Source organism: Enterobacter wuhouensis (assembly GCF_004331265.1).
GTDB lineage: Bacteria > Pseudomonadota > Gammaproteobacteria > Enterobacterales > Enterobacteriaceae > Enterobacter > Enterobacter wuhouensis.
Genome location: NZ_SJOO01000010.1, coordinates 30,720 through 45,936 on the forward strand (window position 1 = coordinate 30,720; position 15,217 = coordinate 45,936).

Below are 15,217 nucleotides of genomic sequence, written 5' to 3' on the forward strand. Positions count from 1 at the left end.
AGACCAAGGCTGACAAGGAGAGATGCGTGAGGCGATTGCCGGGGATTTTACTGCTTACAGGGGCAACGCTGGTCGTGATTGTCGCGTTGCTCGTGAGCGGGCTGCGCCTCGTTCTCCCACATCTGGACAGCTGGCGTCCGCAGATCCTCGCAAAAATCGAATCTGCCACCGGCGTGCCGGTGGACGTCAGCCAGTTAAGCGCGAACTGGCAGAACTTCGGCCCGACGCTTGACGTCCGGGATATCAATGCCAGCCTGAAAGACGGCGGCTTTGTGAAAATTAAGCGCGTGACGCTGGCGCTGGACGTCTGGCAAAGCCTGCTGCATTTGCGCTGGCAGTTTCGCGACCTGACTTTCTACCAGCTTCAGTTTCTGACCAATACGCCGCTGCGCGGCGGTGACAGCAATCAGGGGCTGGAGACCAACCGCATCAGCGATCTCTTCCTGCGCCAGTTCGATCATTTCGATCTGCGCGACAGCGAAGTGAGCTTCATTACCCTTTCAGGCCAGCGCGCCGAGCTGGCCATCCCCCAATTGACATGGCTTAACGGCAAAGACCGCCACCGCGCCGAAGGGCAGGTGAACCTCTCCAGCCTGAACGGGCAGCACGGCGTAATGCAGGTGCGGATGGATCTGCGGGACGATAATGGCCTGCTTAACAACGGCAAGGTCTGGCTGCAGGCCGACGATGTGGATGTCAAACCCTGGCTCGGCGACTGGATCCAGCAAAACATGCAGCTGGAAACCGCCCGATTTAGCCTGGAAGGCTGGATGACCCTGACCGATGGGGAATTTTCCAGCGGCGATGTCTGGCTAAAGCAGGGGGGCGCGAGCTGGAAAGGTGAAAATCAGCAGCATCAGCTTTCCGTGGATAATCTCACTGCGCATGTGACCCAGGTGAAAGAAGGCTGGCAGTTTGCCATTCCGGATACGCGCATCACGATGGACAGTAAGCCCTGGCCACGCGGTGCGCTGACCCTGGCGTGGATGCCGGAGCAGGACGTGGGTGGCGTGGGCAGCAAACGTAGCGATGAGCTACGCATTCGCGCCAGCAATTTGGATTTGACCGCGATAGAGGGGCTGCGCTCGATGGCGGCAAAGATTTCTCCCGATCTGGGTGAGATCTGGCTGGCAACGCAGCCGAAAGGGCAGATCGATACCCTGGCGCTGGATATTCCGCTGCAGGCGACGGAAAAAACGCGTTTCCAGGCCGCGTGGAAAAGCCTTGCCTGGAATCAGTGGAAGCTTCTGCCGGGGGCCGAGAACTTCAGCGGCAAGCTGGAGGGCAGCGTTGAAAACGGCAGACTTACGGTCGATATGCATAACGCCAAAATGCCATATGAGACCGTGTTCCGCGCGCCGCTGGAAATTGAACAGGGGAACGCAACGCTTAACTGGCTGAAAAATGATAAAGGTTTTCAGCTGGACGGCCGCCATCTTGATGTGAAAGCCAAAGCGGTACACGCGCGTGGGGATTTCCGCTATCTGCAGCCTGAAGGTGAAGAGCCGTGGCTGGGGATTCTGGCGGGGATCAGCACCAGCGACGGTTCACAGGCGTGGCGCTACTTCCCGGAAAACCTGATGGGGAAAGCGCTGGTGGACTACCTGAGCGGCGCAATTCAGGGCGGTCAGGCGGATAACGCCACGCTGGTCTACGGCGGCAATCCGCATCTTTTCCCGTACAAGCATAACGAAGGTCAGTTCCAGGTGCTGGTGCCGCTGCACAACGCCACCTTTGCCTTCCAGCCGGACTGGCCCGCGCTGAAAAATCTCGATATCGAACTCAACTTTATCAATGACGGACTGTGGATGAAGGCCGACAGCGTTGCGCTGGGCGGCGTGACGGCCAGCAATCTGACGGCAAACATCCCGGACTACTCCAAAGAGAAGCTGCTTATCGATGCGGATATCAATGGCCCGGGCAAGGCGGTTGGGCCGTACTTTGAGGATACGCCGCTCGATGATTCGCTGGGAGCGACCCTCCAGCAGCTGCAGCTAGATGGCGATGTGAATGCTCGCTTACATCTGGATATTCCGCTGGACGGCGAGATGACCACCGCGAAAGGCGATGTTCGTCTCAACAATAATAGCCTGTACATCAAACCGCTCGACAGCACGCTGAAAAACCTCACTGGACAGTTCAGCTTCGTGAACGGCAACCTGAAGAGCGAGCCGCTCAAGGCCAGCTGGTTCAATCAGCCCGTCAATATTGACTTTTCCACCACCGAAGGGGAAAAGGCCTATCAGGTGGCGGTCAACCTGGACGCCAGCTGGCAGCCTGCCAGAATGGACGTTTTGCCGAAGCCAATCGCGCAATCGGTCGACGGTGCCGTTTCCTGGAACGGCAAGGTGGCTATCGAACTGCCTTATCACGCCGGAGCACGCTATAAAGTCGATATTACTGGCGACCTGAAAAACCTCAGCAGCCAGCTCCCCGCACCGCTGGACAAAAAGGCCGGGCAGCCGCTGCCGTTGAAGCTCAACGTTGACGGCAACCTCAATAGCTTCGAACTGACCGGCAGCGCAGGTGGAATGAACCATTTCAACAGCCACTGGCTGCTTAACCGCAAGCTGACTCTCGACAGAGCCATCTGGACGAGCGACAGTCGCACCACGCCGCCGCTGCCTGAGCAGAGAGGCATTGAACTTAACCTTCCGGCGATGGATGGTGCTGAATGGCTGGCGCTGTTCCAGAAGGGCGTGGGGCAAAACGTCGATCAAGCCGCCCAGTTCCCGCAGACCATCACCCTGCGCACGCCTGCGCTGACCCTGGGCGGACAGCAGTGGAACAATCTTAGCATTGTCTCTCAGCCGACGAGCAACGGCTCGAAGGTTGAGGCGCAGGGCCGGGAAATTAACGCCACGTTAAATATGCGCGATAACGCCCCGTGGCTGGCCGCGATCCGCTATCTCTACTACAACCCGACAGCCGCGAGCGGTAAAGACCCGGCGGCTGGCTCGTCGCCGTTCAGCAACGCTTCCCGCGTGGATTTCAGCGGCTGGCCCGATCTGCAGTTGCGCTGCGCCGAATGCTGGCTGTGGGGGCAAAAATACGGCCGTATTGACGGGGATCTTGCTATCAAAGGCAATACGCTGAGCCTGACCGGCGGGCTGGTCGATACCGGTTTTGGGCGCCTGACGGCTGCGGGCGAGTGGGTCAATAACCCAGGCGAGCAGCGCACCTCGCTGAAGGGCGACATTAAGGGTAACAGGCTGGACGCAGCGGCTAACTTCTTTGGCATCAGCACACCGCTTCGCGGCTCGTCATTCGACGTGAATTACGATCTTCACTGGCGCGCGGCGCCGTGGAAGCCAGATGAAGCGTCGCTCAACGGCATACTGAAAACCAACTTTGGTAAGGGTGAAATTGCCGACGTGAGTACAGGGCGCGCCGGGCAGATCCTGCGCCTGCTGAGCTTTGATGCGCTGCTGCGCAAGCTGCGCTTCGACTTCAGCGATACCTTCAGCGAAGGTTTTTACTACGATTCCATCCGCAGTACGGCGTGGATCAAGGACGGCGTGCTGCATACTGACAACACGCTGGTCGATGGCCTGGAAGCGGATATCGCGATGAAAGGTTCGGTGGATCTGGTGCGCCGCGAGCTGGATATGGAAGCGGTGGTGGCTCCGGAAATTTCCGCCAGCGTAGGCGTTGCGGCAGCCTTTGTGGTGAACCCGATCGTCGGTGCGGCCGTGTTTGCCGCCAGTAAAGTGCTGGGGCCGCTCTGGAGTAAAGTCTCAATCCTTCGCTACCGGATTACCGGGCCGATCGATAAACCGCAGATTAATGAAGTGCTGCGCCAGCCGCGCAAAGATGCACAGCAATGATTTGACGTGGGCAGGTAATTGCCTCACTCTCAATAAATACGATTTTTATACCGCCACGGGCGGCAACGAACGAGTAGCAATACGATGAGTCTGAACCTGGTAAGTGAACATTTGCTCGCAGCGAACGGCCTGAGCCATCAGGACCTGTTCTCCATTCTTGGTCAACTGACCGAACGCCGTCTCGACTACGGCGATCTCTATTTCCAGTCGAGCTATCACGAATCCTGGGTTTTAGAAGACAGCATCATCAAAGATGGCTCTTATAACATCGATCAGGGCGTTGGCGTGCGCGCCATCAGCGGCGAGAAAACCGGTTTTGCCTATGCTGACCAGATTAGCCTTGCCGCGCTGGAGCAGAGCGCGCAGGCCGCGCGTACCATCGTGCGTGACGCGGGCGATGGCCGCGTGAAAACCCTGGGCGAAGTGCAGCATTCTGCACTCTATACCAGCATCGACCCGCTGCAGAGCATGAGCCGCGAAGAGAAGCTGGACATCCTGCGTCGCGTGGATAAAGTGGCGCGCGCGGCGGATAAACGGGTGCAGGAAGTGTCTGCCAGCCTGAGCGGCGTGTATGAGCTGATTCTGGTTGCGGCGACCGACGGGACGCTGGCCGCCGACGTGCGCCCGCTGGTGCGTTTGTCTATCAGCGTGCAGGTCGATGACGACGGCAAACGCGAGCGCGGCTCAAGCGGCGGCGGCGGTCGTTTTGGCTATGACTGGTTCCTGGGCGATGTTGACGGCGAAGCACGCGCTGACGCATGGGCAAAAGAAGCCGTGAGCATGGCGCTGGTAAATCTTCATGCTGTCGCGGCGCCGGCGGGTTCATTCCCGGTCGTTCTGGGCGCGGGCTGGCCGGGCGTGCTGCTGCACGAAGCGGTCGGTCACGGTCTGGAAGGGGACTTTAACCGTCGCGGGACCTCCGTGTTCAGCGGTCAGATGGGGCAGCTCGTCTCTTCTGAGCTTTGCACCGTCGTGGACGATGGCACCATGCTGGACCGTCGCGGCTCGATTTCTATCGATGACGAAGGCACGCCAGGCCAGTACAACGTGCTGATCGAAAACGGCGTGCTGAAAGGCTACATGCAGGACAAACTCAATGCGCGCCTGATGGGCGTTGCGCCAACGGGCAACGGTCGCCGTGAATCTTACGCGCACCTGCCGATGCCGCGCATGACCAATACCTATATGCTGCCGGGCCAGTCCACGCCGCAGGAGATTATCGAATCCGTTGACTACGGTATCTTCGCGCCAAACTTTGGCGGCGGTCAGGTTGATATCACCTCCGGCAAGTTTGTGTTCTCAACCTCAGAAGCCTATCTGATCGAGAAAGGCAAAGTCACCAAAGCGGTAAAAGGCGCGACGCTGATTGGCTCCGGTATTGAGGCTATGCAGCAGATCTCAATGGTCGGTAACGATCTGAAGCTGGATAACGGCGTGGGCGTCTGCGGTAAAGAGGGGCAGAGCCTGCCGGTTGGCGTGGGCCAACCTACGCTGAAAGTGGATAACCTGACGGTCGGCGGTACCGCCTGATCTGAAAAAGCATGAAGAATGGCGCTACTTTCGGGGAGCGCCATTTTTTTTAGCGTAAATTGCCCAGCGGAATTTCAGGGTCCGGCTCGTGGGTAATGCGATTGCGTAAATCACGACGAATAATTTCGATCGACCAGAACCAGATCAGATGCCCTACGATCTCTGATACGTGCTCATACCACGGCAGCTCAAAGAGCGGCGGCGTCAGCCCCATGAGCGGGAAGGAGATCATATGGACAAAGAGCTGAGCTAATGCACCGGCCAGCAAGCCCTGCCACAGTTTAATTTTCGGGAAGACTTCAGCGACAACGCAATACCCTACGGCAAAGACGATAGAGAAAATAATATGCGTCACGCCGACGCTGTTAAATATATGCCCGGCGAACGTATAAACGGCGGCATTAGGATCGGCAATGCCCAGCCAGTCGCGCAGAAATATATAGGGAGGATTAAGGAAGTTGCGTGAGCAATCGATCTGGCCTGCCGCTCTCAATAATTGTTCCGGCCCACACGCGGCGGTGAATAAATCCGTCGGGCTACGTGGAGGCAGCGGCACTTCGGCTCCCCATTTGACAAAGGCGGAGACAACCCCTGCGATCAAGCCAATGAATGCAGCGAGACCGTAGCGTCTGCGCGAACGCGGTGTTTGTTCAAATAGATTCATTTCTTTTCCTTGTTTAACGTCATCCTGCTAAATACATTTTATTTTTCATGTTGGTAACAATAAAATAACAGCCTGAATATCAGGCTGCTTATACGGTAAAGGGCGGATGATAACGGTGTCAATTCGCTATTGTTGATAGTCAGCCGGTTTAAATGCTTAATTTGCGGAGGCTGTGCCCGGAAATATTCATGCCAAATATTATTCCCGGGACGATCTTATTATTCTTTTCGTCGACCTCGCATCCCCTGAAATAGCTCTGCGACGTCTACAAAATACTCGGTCAGATAGTTAATACAGACCTGCACCTTAAGCGGCAGTTTGTCCTTTTCGGTATACAGGGCGTAAACCGGGCGCGGATCGGACTGGTAGCGCGGGAACAGGATCTCCAGCTCGCCGCTGTTGATTTCGTTGATCACCCACATTAACGGCACGTAGGCGATCCCGGCGCCGGCAACCAGCCAGCGGGAGATGGTCATGGGGTCGTTTGTCACAAACCTGCCTACCGGCAGCAGTTTGGTGGAAAGCCCTTCCGGGGCGATCAGTTCAAACTCGTTATCCGGACGCACGCTGTACTCCAGCCAGGAGTGATTACTGAGATCGGCGGGTTTCTCAGGGATGCCATACTGCGCGAGGTAGCTTTTGGAGGCGCAGACCACCATCGGCATACTGCCCAGCCTACGCGAGAACAGGCTGGAATCCTGCAACGCGCCGACGCGGATCACCACGTCCAGCCCGTCGGCAATCAGGTCCGGAGCCGGGATGCCCGTCACCAGATTCACCGTTAACCCCGGATACTCTTTCAGCATATCTGCCGTCATGGCAGCGAGAACATTTTGTGCCATAGTTGAAGAACACCCGATGCGCAGCGTGCCGATGGGGGTGTTGTTAAAGGCGTAGAGCTGTTCGTGAACGTCCTGCACTTCAAGCAGCATTCGCCGACAGCCCTGATAGTAAATTTTACCCGCCTCCGTGAGGCCGATGCTGCGGGTACTGCGGTTGAGCAACTTCACCTGTAGCTCATCTTCCAGCTTCGAGACGGTCTGGCTGATGGAAGAAACGCTCATCTGGAGCTGGCGAGCGGCGGCGGTAAATGAGCCGAGTTCAACCACTTTGGCGAAAACGGACATGCGCTTTAAACGTTCCATTGTTAACTCTGGCTTAAAAGTGATTTAGATCACATATTATAGATAACAGCATAACAGTTACGTTAATATATTATTAATTACATAACGGCTGCGCCACTCTCGCCCGGCATTTCTTGCTCTCCTGCGGCGGCGCGTGCTTAAAAATTCTGTAGCCTGCACTCTCTCTAATCAAGGTCAACATGAGTCTGTTTCCCGTTATCGTGGTGTTCGGTCTGTCGTTCCCACCGATATTCTTCGAGCTTCTTTTATCACTGGCGATTTTTTGGCTGGTGCGCAAGGTGCTGGTCCCTACCGGGATCTACGATTTCGTCTGGCATCCTGCATTGTTCAATACCGCGCTGTATTGCTGCCTGTTTTACCTGATATCGCGCATGTTTGTCTGAGGTTGATGTGAAAACGCTAACAAGAAAAATCTCCCGCACTGCCATTACGATGGCGCTGGTCGTCCTGGCGTTCATTGCTATTTTCCGCGCCTGGGTTTATTACACTGAATCCCCCTGGACGCGCGATGCGCGGTTCAGCGCGGATGTCGTGGCGATAGCGCCCGACGTCGCCGGGCTTATCACCGCGGTTAACGTTCACGATAACCAGCTGGTGAAAAAAGATCAGGTGCTGTTCACCATCGACCAGCCTCGCTATCAAAAAGCGTTAGAAGAAGCTGAGGCGGACGTGGCCTATTACCAGGCGCTGGCTGCCGAGAAGCGTCGTGAAGCTGGACGTCGTAACCAGCTAGGCGTGCAGGCGATGTCTCGCGAAGAAATTGACCAGTCTAACAACGTGCTGCAAACCGTTCTGCACCAGCTTGCAAAAGCCGAAGCGACGCGGGATCTGGCGAAGCTCGATCTGGAGCGTACGGTGATTCGCGCGCCGTCCGACGGCTGGGTGACCAACCTCAACGTCTATACCGGGGAATTTATCACCCGTGGCTCTACCGCCGTGGCGCTGGTCAAACAGAACTCCTTCTACGTGCTCGCCTATATGGAAGAGACCAAGCTGGAAGGCGTGCGTCCTGGCTATCGCGCTGAAATCACGCCGCTGGGCAGCAATCGCGTTATTAAAGGCACGGTTGATAGCGTCGCCGCTGGCGTAACCAACTCCAGCAGCAGCAATGATTCTAAAGGCATGGCGACCGTCGATTCCAATCTGGAGTGGGTGCGTCTGGCCCAGCGCGTGCCGGTACGTATTCACCTTGATGAGCAGCAGGGCAACCTCTGGCCTGCGGGCACCACGGCGACCGTGGTGATCACCGGCGAGAAAGACCGCGATTCAAGCCAGGACTCTTTCTTCCGTAAAATGGCCCATCGCCTGCGCGAGTTTGGTTAATCGCCATGGGTATTTTCTCCATCGCCAGCCAGCATCTCCGCTTCGCCGTGAAGCTGGCGTGCGCCATCGTGCTGGCGCTGTTTATCGGCTTTCACTTCCAGCTGGAAACGCCCCGCTGGGCGGTGCTGACGGCCGCGATTGTTGCAGCAGGCCCCGCCTTTGCGGCAGGCGGTGAACCCTACTCTGGCGCAATCCGCTACCGCGGGATGCTGCGCATTGTCGGGACGTTTATCGGCTGTATTGCGGCGCTCACCATTATTATCCTGATGATCCGCACGCCTCTGCTAATGCTGATGGTGTGCTGTATCTGGGCGGGCTTCTGCACCTGGGTTTCTTCCCTGGTGAAAGTTGAAAACTCCTACGCCTGGGGTCTGGCTGGCTATACCGCGCTGATTATTGTCATCACCATTCAGTCCGAACCGCTGCTTGCCCCGCAGTTTGCCGTAGAGCGCTGCAGCGAGATCGTGATTGGTATCGTTTGCGCTATCGTCGCTGACCTGCTTTTCTCGCCGAGATCTATCAAACAGGAGGTGGACCGTGAGCTGGACGCGTTCATTGTTGCGCAGTACCAGCTGATGCAGCTTTGCATTAAGCACGGTGACAGCGAAGAGGTCGACAAGGCCTGGAGCGGCCTGGTGCGTCGCGCCCAGGCGCTGGAAGGCATGCGCAGCAACCTGAACATGGAGTCTTCGCGCTGGTCCCGCGCGAACCGCCGCCTGAAGGCCATCAACACCGTTTCGCTAACGCTGATCACCCAGGCGTGTGAAACCTACCTGATTCAAAACACCCGTCCTGAAGCGGTGACCGACACCTTCCGCGAGCTGTTCGATGAGCCGGTTGAAACGGTGCAGGACGTACACAGGCAGCTTAAACGCCTGCGCCGGGTTATCGCCTGGACGGGGGAGCGCGACACGCCGGTAACGATTTATACCTGGGTTGGCGCTGCGACGCGCTATCTGCTGCTGAAACGCGGCGTGATCGGCAATACTAAAATCAGCGCGGCAGAAGAAGAGGTGCTGCAGGGCGAGGTGGTGATCAAGGCGGAATCCGCCGAGCGTCACCATGCCATGGTTAACTTCTGGCGCACCACGCTGGCCTGTATGCTCGGCACGCTGTTCTGGCTGTGGACCGGCTGGACGTCCGGCAGCGGCGCAATGGTGATGATTGCCGTTGTGACCGCGCTGGCGATGCGTTTGCCGAATCCGCGCATGGTCGCCGTCGACTTCCTGTACGGGACAATAGCCGCACTTCCGCTCGGGGCCTTCTATTTCCTGGTGGTTCTGCCTTCGACCCAGCAGAGCATGCTGCTGCTCTGCATTAGCCTGGCGGTCATGGCGTTCTTTATTGGTATCGAAGTGCAAAAACGCCGTCTGGGATCGCTGGGGGCGCTGGCGAGCACCATCAATATTCTCGTTCTGGATAACCCGATGACGTTTCACTTCAGCCAGTTCCTCGACAGCGCGTTAGGGCAGCTGGTGGGCTGTTTCCTGGCGATGATGGTGATCCTGCTGGTTCGCGATAACTCTCAGGCGCGGACCGGACGCGTGCTGTTGAATCAGTTTGTGTCGGCTGCCGTATCGTCGCTGACCACCAACGCCGCACGCCGCAGGGAGAACCATCTTCCCGCGCTGTATCAGCAGCTGTTTTTACTGTTGAACAAATTCCCCGGCGACATCGCAAAATTTCGTCTGGCGTTAACGATGATCATTGCGCACCAGCGTCTGCGAAACGCGCCAGTGCCGATCAACGACGATCTCTCTGCGTATCACCGCCAGCTGCGGCGCACTGCTGACCATGTGATCTCCGCCTCCAGCGATGACAAACGCCGCCGCTACTTCACGCAGCTGCTGGAAGAGCTGGATATCTATCAGGAGAAGCTCAAGGTCTGGGAGGCGCCGCCTCAGGTGACCGAGCCGGTAGAGCGGCTGGTGTTTATGCTGCACCGCTACCAGAACGCCCTGACGGATAACTGATGATGGTAAAAAACCGACGCCAAAAGCGTCGGTTTTTTTGTGGCTATACTTAGTTCTGCATGCTCTTACATTCAGAAAGGGAGGACACATGACAACCCAGGCTCTGCAGGACAACATCCTTTTTCAGACCGGCTATCTGGTTAATGGCTTATGGAAAACGCTGGATACCACCTTTGACGTGCTGAATCCGGCAACCGGTGAGGTTGTTGCGAAAGTGGCAAAAGCGGGTAAAGCGGAAACCGAAGAAGCGATTGCCGCGGCGGCTAAAGCCTTCCCGGCATGGCGTGCCAAAACCGCCAAAGAGCGTTCGACGACCCTCTATCGCTGGTATGAACTGATTATTGAGAATAAAAGCTGGCTTGGCCGGTTAATGACCACCGAACAGGGCAAGCCCCTGAAGGAAGCGGAGGGCGAAGTCGAGTACGCTGCCAGCTTTATTCAATGGTTTGCCGAGCAGGCCAAGCGCGCCAACGGTGAAATTATTCCCCCCATTAAGCCCGGCTCCCGCATTCTCGCGACCCGCGAACCCGTCGGCGTGGTGGCGGCGATCACGCCGTGGAACTTCCCGATGGCCATGCTCACCCGTAAATTAGGCCCGGCGCTTGCCGCAGGGTGTACGGGGGTGATTAAACCCGCCAACAACACGCCGCTTAGCGCCTTTGCGCTGCTCACGCTGGCTAAACAGGCTGGCGTACCGGATGGCGTGCTCAACGCCGTGGCGGGCAATACGCATGAAATCAGCGACGCCATTATGGCGAGCCACGACGTGCGCAAGATCTCCTTTACCGGATCAACCTCGGTAGGCAAAACGCTGGTGCGTAACGCCGCAGAAACGATGAAAAAAGTCTCGATGGAGCTGGGAGGAAATGCCCCGTATATCGTCTTTGAAGATGCGGACATTGATGCCGCGGTGAAAGGGGCAATCGCCAACAAATTCCGTAACGCCGGGCAGGTCTGCGTCAGCGTTAACCGCTTCTATATCCAGGAAACCGTTTACGATAAGTTTGTGAATCAGCTTGCCGATGCGGTGAAGGCGCTGAAGGTGGGGAATGGCGTGGAAGAGGGCGTGGTGGTTGGTCCGCTGATCGAGTCCGCTGCCGTCGATAAAGTCCGCGAGCATGTTGAAGATGCCGTGGCCAAAGGCGCGACGGTGCTGGCCGGCGGTAAGCCACACGATCTTGGCGGAAATTTCTGGATGCCAACCGTGCTCGGCGATTGCCATGAGGGCATGAAGCTGGCAGAAGAAGAGACGTTTGGCCCGGTCGCGGCCTGCTTCCGTTTCACCTCGGAAGATGAAGTTATCCAGCGGGCTAACAATACGCCTTTCGGGCTGGCGGCCTATTTCTACACTCAGAATTTATCTCGCGTTTTTCGCGTCTCACAGGCAATTGAGAGCGGCATGATCGGCATTAACGAGTGCGCGGTTTCAACGGAATTGGGGCCGTTTGGCGGTGTGAAAGAGTCCGGGCTGGGCCGTGAGGGTTCGGTATTGGGTCTGGACGAGTTTCTGGAAGTCAAAACCCTTCACATTGGAGGGCTGTAATGGACAGGGCGGCTGGCAATGAAAATCTATACCTTTGATTTTGATGAAATCGACAGTCAGGAAGCGTTCTATCGTGAATTTGTCCGCGTGTTTAACCTTGAGCGGGAAAGCGTTACCAATCTGGATACGCTATGGGACGTGGTCACCGGCAATCAGTTACCGTTACCGCTGGAGATAGAGTTTATCCATCTGCCCGACAAGCTGCGCAGGCGCTTCGGCGCGCTGGTTTTATTATTCGATGAAGCGGAAGAAGAGCTGGAAGGTCAGCTGCGTTTTAACGCCCGGCATTAGTAAAAAAAGCCCCTGACCGGGAGGTCAGGGGCAAGTCGTATGATGAGATACGACGAGGGTTTATTTATACAGCTCAGCGGTTGCGTGCCAGTGATCGCCCTGATTCAGCTCGGTAACGCGATAGCTGCTTGCGCCCGCTTTTTCAGCTTTTGCTGCCAGTTCCTGACGGATATCCATCGGAGCGCCGGTAACGGACGTTACGGATACACTACCCATAGACTGCAGATTCTGTGCCTGGTCGGCATTTACCTGTTGTACGGCTGCGCTCGCGCCGAAAGAAAGAACGGATGCCAGGCCGAGGGTTGCGATGATTAATTTGGTTTTCATAGTCTTTGCTCCTGAAAAGGGTGTTCTCAACGGCGAGAAGGGTTGAACTGCTATTTTTATGCCTGGTGCCGTTGAGTGGATAATTAGGTCTTCTGGTATTACTAAAACTTATTTGTACAGCTCAGCGGTTGCGTGCCAGTGGTCGCCGGAACGCGCTTCGATGATGCGATAAGATGATGCACCCTGTTCATCCGCTTTTTTGTTCAGCATTTCATGCATGTCCATCGGAGAGGTGCTCACCGCGCCGACAGAAACAGTGCCGATTGCCTGGCGGGATTGCGCCTGATCCGCGTTAATAGAGTCAGCCGCAAACGCACCGAATGACAGGACAGACAGGACGCTCAGCGCCGCTACAGTAGTTTTCATGTTCATGATTCTTTACCTCGTCGAATTTTTTAGTGGGGTCTTGTTTCGTGACCCTCATCACAAAATCAAGTATACACTAATCACGCTAAAAATTAATACCAGACTAATTGTTTCACAGGTAATTACGTGTTAACGGCGGTAATTTTTATAACAAAAATGCATAAAAGTGGACGTTTTTTCGACATAATGTTGCTGTATATCTAATTAAATCATATGGATATGATAATTTGATTTTTTGTGCGATTTGTTGATTTGGCATTCATCAAATGAATGTTAATGGATGGTAAAAAGCACTATTTGTTAAAGTCAGAAGGGGAGAAAGCAGGGGAAAACCTGGCGGGAGCAGAACAAACCCCGCAGCTGCGCCACGGGGGGAGAGGATTACAGTTCCTGTTCGAACAGGACCAGAATCGCTTCGTAGAGATCTTTCACGGAGAAACCATTCGCTGGGGTTGTAAAGATGGTGTCATCGCCGGCGATGGTACCCAGAATGCCTTCCGCTTTACCTAATGAGTCCAGCAGGCGCGCGATAAGCTGCGCAGCACCAGGGCTCGTGTGGATCACCACCACGGCATCGTTATAGTCGATATCCAGCACCAGGTTTTTCAGCGGGCTGGAGGTGGTCGGCACGCCAAGTTCAGCAGGCAGGCAATAGACCATCTCCATTTTGGCGTTACGCGTACGCACCGCGCCAAATTTGGTTAACATGCGGGAGACTTTCGACTGGTTGATGTTATCGAAGCCTTGTTCCTGCAGCGCCTGAACAATTTCTCCCTGAGAACTGAATTTCTCTTCTTTGAGCAGCGCCTTAAACGCCTTCACTAATTCTTCTTGCTTAGACGAGCTTCGCATAAGTCACCCGGAATATGACGATAGAAACAACATTATTATGCATGTGGATGAATTTTTATGCAAATTATCTACCGAGCGGTAGGCTGAAATAATGTTATGAAAGGGAGTGATTTTATCAGAATTCGTTATCGGAAAACATGCCTGAGTCACGCCGCGCAAATAAGCTTAAAAGTAAATTAAATGTTATCAAAATGATGTTGTTTTGGTGGCTGGGCAGGGTGTATTGTAACCACCTCTTGATTCGTCACCCCCGACTGAACGTTTACGAGGGTGAAAAGCGTGTGACCTCTAATTATTTAGCTACGAAAATTGTAATTATTTACCTGCTGAATTATGGTCGCCGCAACGGAGTTGAAGATAATTAAGTTAACCATAATAAGGAGTTTAGGATGAAAGTCGCAGTCCTCGGCGCTGCTGGTGGTATCGGCCAGGCGCTTGCCCTACTACTGAAAACCCAACTGCCTTCAGGCTCAGAACTCTCCCTGTACGATATTGCCCCGGTTACCCCAGGTGTGGCGGTTGACCTGAGCCACATTCCGACAGCTGTGAAAATCAAAGGCTTCTCCGGTGAAGACGCGCGTCCTGCGCTGCAGGGTGCAGACGTGGTGCTGATCTCCGCAGGTGTTGCACGTAAGCCTGGCATGGATCGTTCAGACCTGTTCAACGTCAACGCGGGTATCGTGAAGAACCTGGTGCAGCAGATTGCAGAAATCTGCCCGAAAGCCTGCATCGGCATTATCACTAACCCGGTGAACACCACCGTAGCTATCGCGGCAGAAGTGCTGAAGAAAGCGGGCGTTTACGATAAAAACAAACTGTTCGGCGTCACCACGCTGGATATCATCCGTTCCAACACCTTCGTTGCTGAGCTGAAAGGCAAACAGCCAACTGAGGTTGAAGTGCCGGTTATCGGTGGTCACTCAGGCGTGACGATCCTGCCTCTGCTGTCGCAGATCCCGGGCGTGAGCTTCACCGAGCAGGAAGTGGCTGACCTGACCAAACGCATCCAGAACGCGGGCACCGAAGTGGTGGAAGCGAAGGCCGGTGGCGGTTCTGCAACGCTGTCTATGGGTCAGGCGGCGGCACGTTTCGGCCTGTCTCTCGTTCGCGCGCTGCAGGGCGAGAAAGGCGTTGTTGAATGCGCTTATGTAGAAGGCGACGGCGAACACGCCCGCTTCTTCTCTCAGCCGCTGCTGCTGGGTAAAAACGGTATTGAAGAACGTAAGTCTATCGGTACGCTGAGCGCGTTTGAACAAAACGCGATGGAAGGCATGCTGGATACGCTGAAGAAAGATATCACCCTGGGCGAAGAGTTCGTTAACAAGTAAAACGCACTTTCCCCGGTATAAAAAAACGGAGCTTATTGCTCCGTTTTT

Annotated in this window: 13 protein-coding genes; 8 read left to right on the forward strand and 5 right to left on the reverse strand. The window is 55.6% G+C overall.

The genetic code is table 11. The features are described 5' to 3' along the window. The first annotated feature begins 26 nt into the window (after positions 1–26). Positions 27–3,827 (forward strand): AsmA2 domain-containing protein YhdP, encoded by a 3,801-nt coding sequence (yhdP, locus tag E0L20_RS18700; RefSeq protein WP_131635264.1) that lies wholly within the window; start codon positions 27–29, stop codon positions 3,825–3,827. A gap of 84 nt (positions 3,828–3,911) precedes the next feature. After that, positions 3,912–5,357 (forward strand): metalloprotease TldD, encoded by a 1,446-nt coding sequence (tldD, locus tag E0L20_RS18705; protein WP_131635265.1) that lies wholly within the window; start codon positions 3,912–3,914, stop codon positions 5,355–5,357. Positions 5,358–5,406: 49 nt separating this feature from the next. On the opposite strand, the gene E0L20_RS18710 is transcribed toward tldD, so the two are convergent. Together E0L20_RS18710 and aaeR are read right to left on the reverse strand one after the other, a co-directional pair. Beyond that, positions 5,407–6,021: a YagU family protein gene (locus E0L20_RS18710; RefSeq protein WP_131635266.1), complete on the reverse strand. Its 615-nt coding sequence runs from the start codon at positions 6,019–6,021 to the stop codon at positions 5,407–5,409. 218 nt (positions 6,022–6,239) lie between these two features. Then, on the reverse strand, positions 6,240–7,166 hold the full coding sequence (gene aaeR, locus E0L20_RS18715) for an HTH-type transcriptional activator AaeR (RefSeq protein ID WP_131635267.1): 927 nt from the start codon (positions 7,164–7,166) through the stop codon (positions 6,240–6,242). A gap of 179 nt (positions 7,167–7,345) precedes the next feature. Here aaeR and aaeX point away from each other — a divergent pair, with 179 nt between their 5' ends. The 5 genes from aaeX to E0L20_RS18740 all read left to right on the forward strand — a co-directional run bounded on the left by aaeX (position 7,346) and on the right by E0L20_RS18740 (position 12,296). Then, positions 7,346–7,549, forward strand: a complete 204-nt coding sequence (gene aaeX / locus E0L20_RS18720; RefSeq protein ID WP_003860416.1) for a p-hydroxybenzoic acid efflux pump operon protein AaeX — start codon at positions 7,346–7,348, stop codon at positions 7,547–7,549. A gap of 7 nt (positions 7,550–7,556) precedes the next feature. Further along, positions 7,557–8,489 carry a p-hydroxybenzoic acid efflux pump subunit AaeA gene (gene aaeA / locus E0L20_RS18725; protein WP_131635268.1) on the forward strand — a complete coding sequence of 311 codons (933 nt, stop codon included), beginning with the start codon at positions 7,557–7,559 and terminating at the stop codon, positions 8,487–8,489. A 5-nt stretch (positions 8,490–8,494) separates the two neighbouring features. Next, complete coding sequence (gene aaeB, locus E0L20_RS18730) at positions 8,495–10,462, forward strand: p-hydroxybenzoic acid efflux pump subunit AaeB (RefSeq protein ID WP_131635269.1); 1,968 nt, start codon at positions 8,495–8,497, stop codon at positions 10,460–10,462. Positions 10,463–10,550: 88 nt separating this feature from the next. Beyond that, positions 10,551–12,005, forward strand: a complete 1,455-nt coding sequence (locus tag E0L20_RS18735; RefSeq protein WP_131635270.1) for an NAD-dependent succinate-semialdehyde dehydrogenase — start codon at positions 10,551–10,553, stop codon at positions 12,003–12,005. 18 nt (positions 12,006–12,023) lie between these two features. Next, positions 12,024–12,296 carry a barstar family protein gene (locus tag E0L20_RS18740; RefSeq protein WP_131635271.1) on the forward strand — a complete coding sequence of 91 codons (273 nt, stop codon included), beginning with the start codon at positions 12,024–12,026 and terminating at the stop codon, positions 12,294–12,296. Positions 12,297–12,356: 60 nt separating this feature from the next. Here the strand turns inward: E0L20_RS18740 and yhcN (E0L20_RS18745) are convergent, their stop codons facing one another. The 3 genes from yhcN (E0L20_RS18745) to argR all read right to left on the reverse strand — a co-directional run bounded on the left by yhcN (E0L20_RS18745) (position 12,357) and on the right by argR (position 13,841). Then, positions 12,357–12,623 carry a peroxide/acid stress response protein YhcN gene (yhcN, locus tag E0L20_RS18745; RefSeq protein WP_131635272.1) on the reverse strand — a complete coding sequence of 89 codons (267 nt, stop codon included), beginning with the start codon at positions 12,621–12,623 and terminating at the stop codon, positions 12,357–12,359. Positions 12,624–12,731: 108 nt separating this feature from the next. Further along, positions 12,732–12,995: a peroxide/acid stress response protein YhcN gene (gene yhcN / locus E0L20_RS18750; protein ID WP_131635273.1), complete on the reverse strand. Its 264-nt coding sequence runs from the start codon at positions 12,993–12,995 to the stop codon at positions 12,732–12,734. Between the two features lie 375 nt (positions 12,996–13,370). Beyond that, positions 13,371–13,841, reverse strand: coding sequence for a transcriptional regulator ArgR (gene argR, locus E0L20_RS18755; protein ID WP_003860428.1), 471 nt, complete (start codon positions 13,839–13,841; stop codon positions 13,371–13,373). A 389-nt stretch (positions 13,842–14,230) separates the two neighbouring features. Between argR and mdh the strand changes: the two genes are divergently transcribed. Continuing rightward, entirely contained in the window at positions 14,231–15,169 is a 939-nt protein-coding gene (gene mdh, locus E0L20_RS18760; RefSeq protein ID WP_131635274.1) for a malate dehydrogenase, read from the forward strand. The last annotated feature ends 48 nt before the right edge of the window (positions 15,170–15,217 follow it).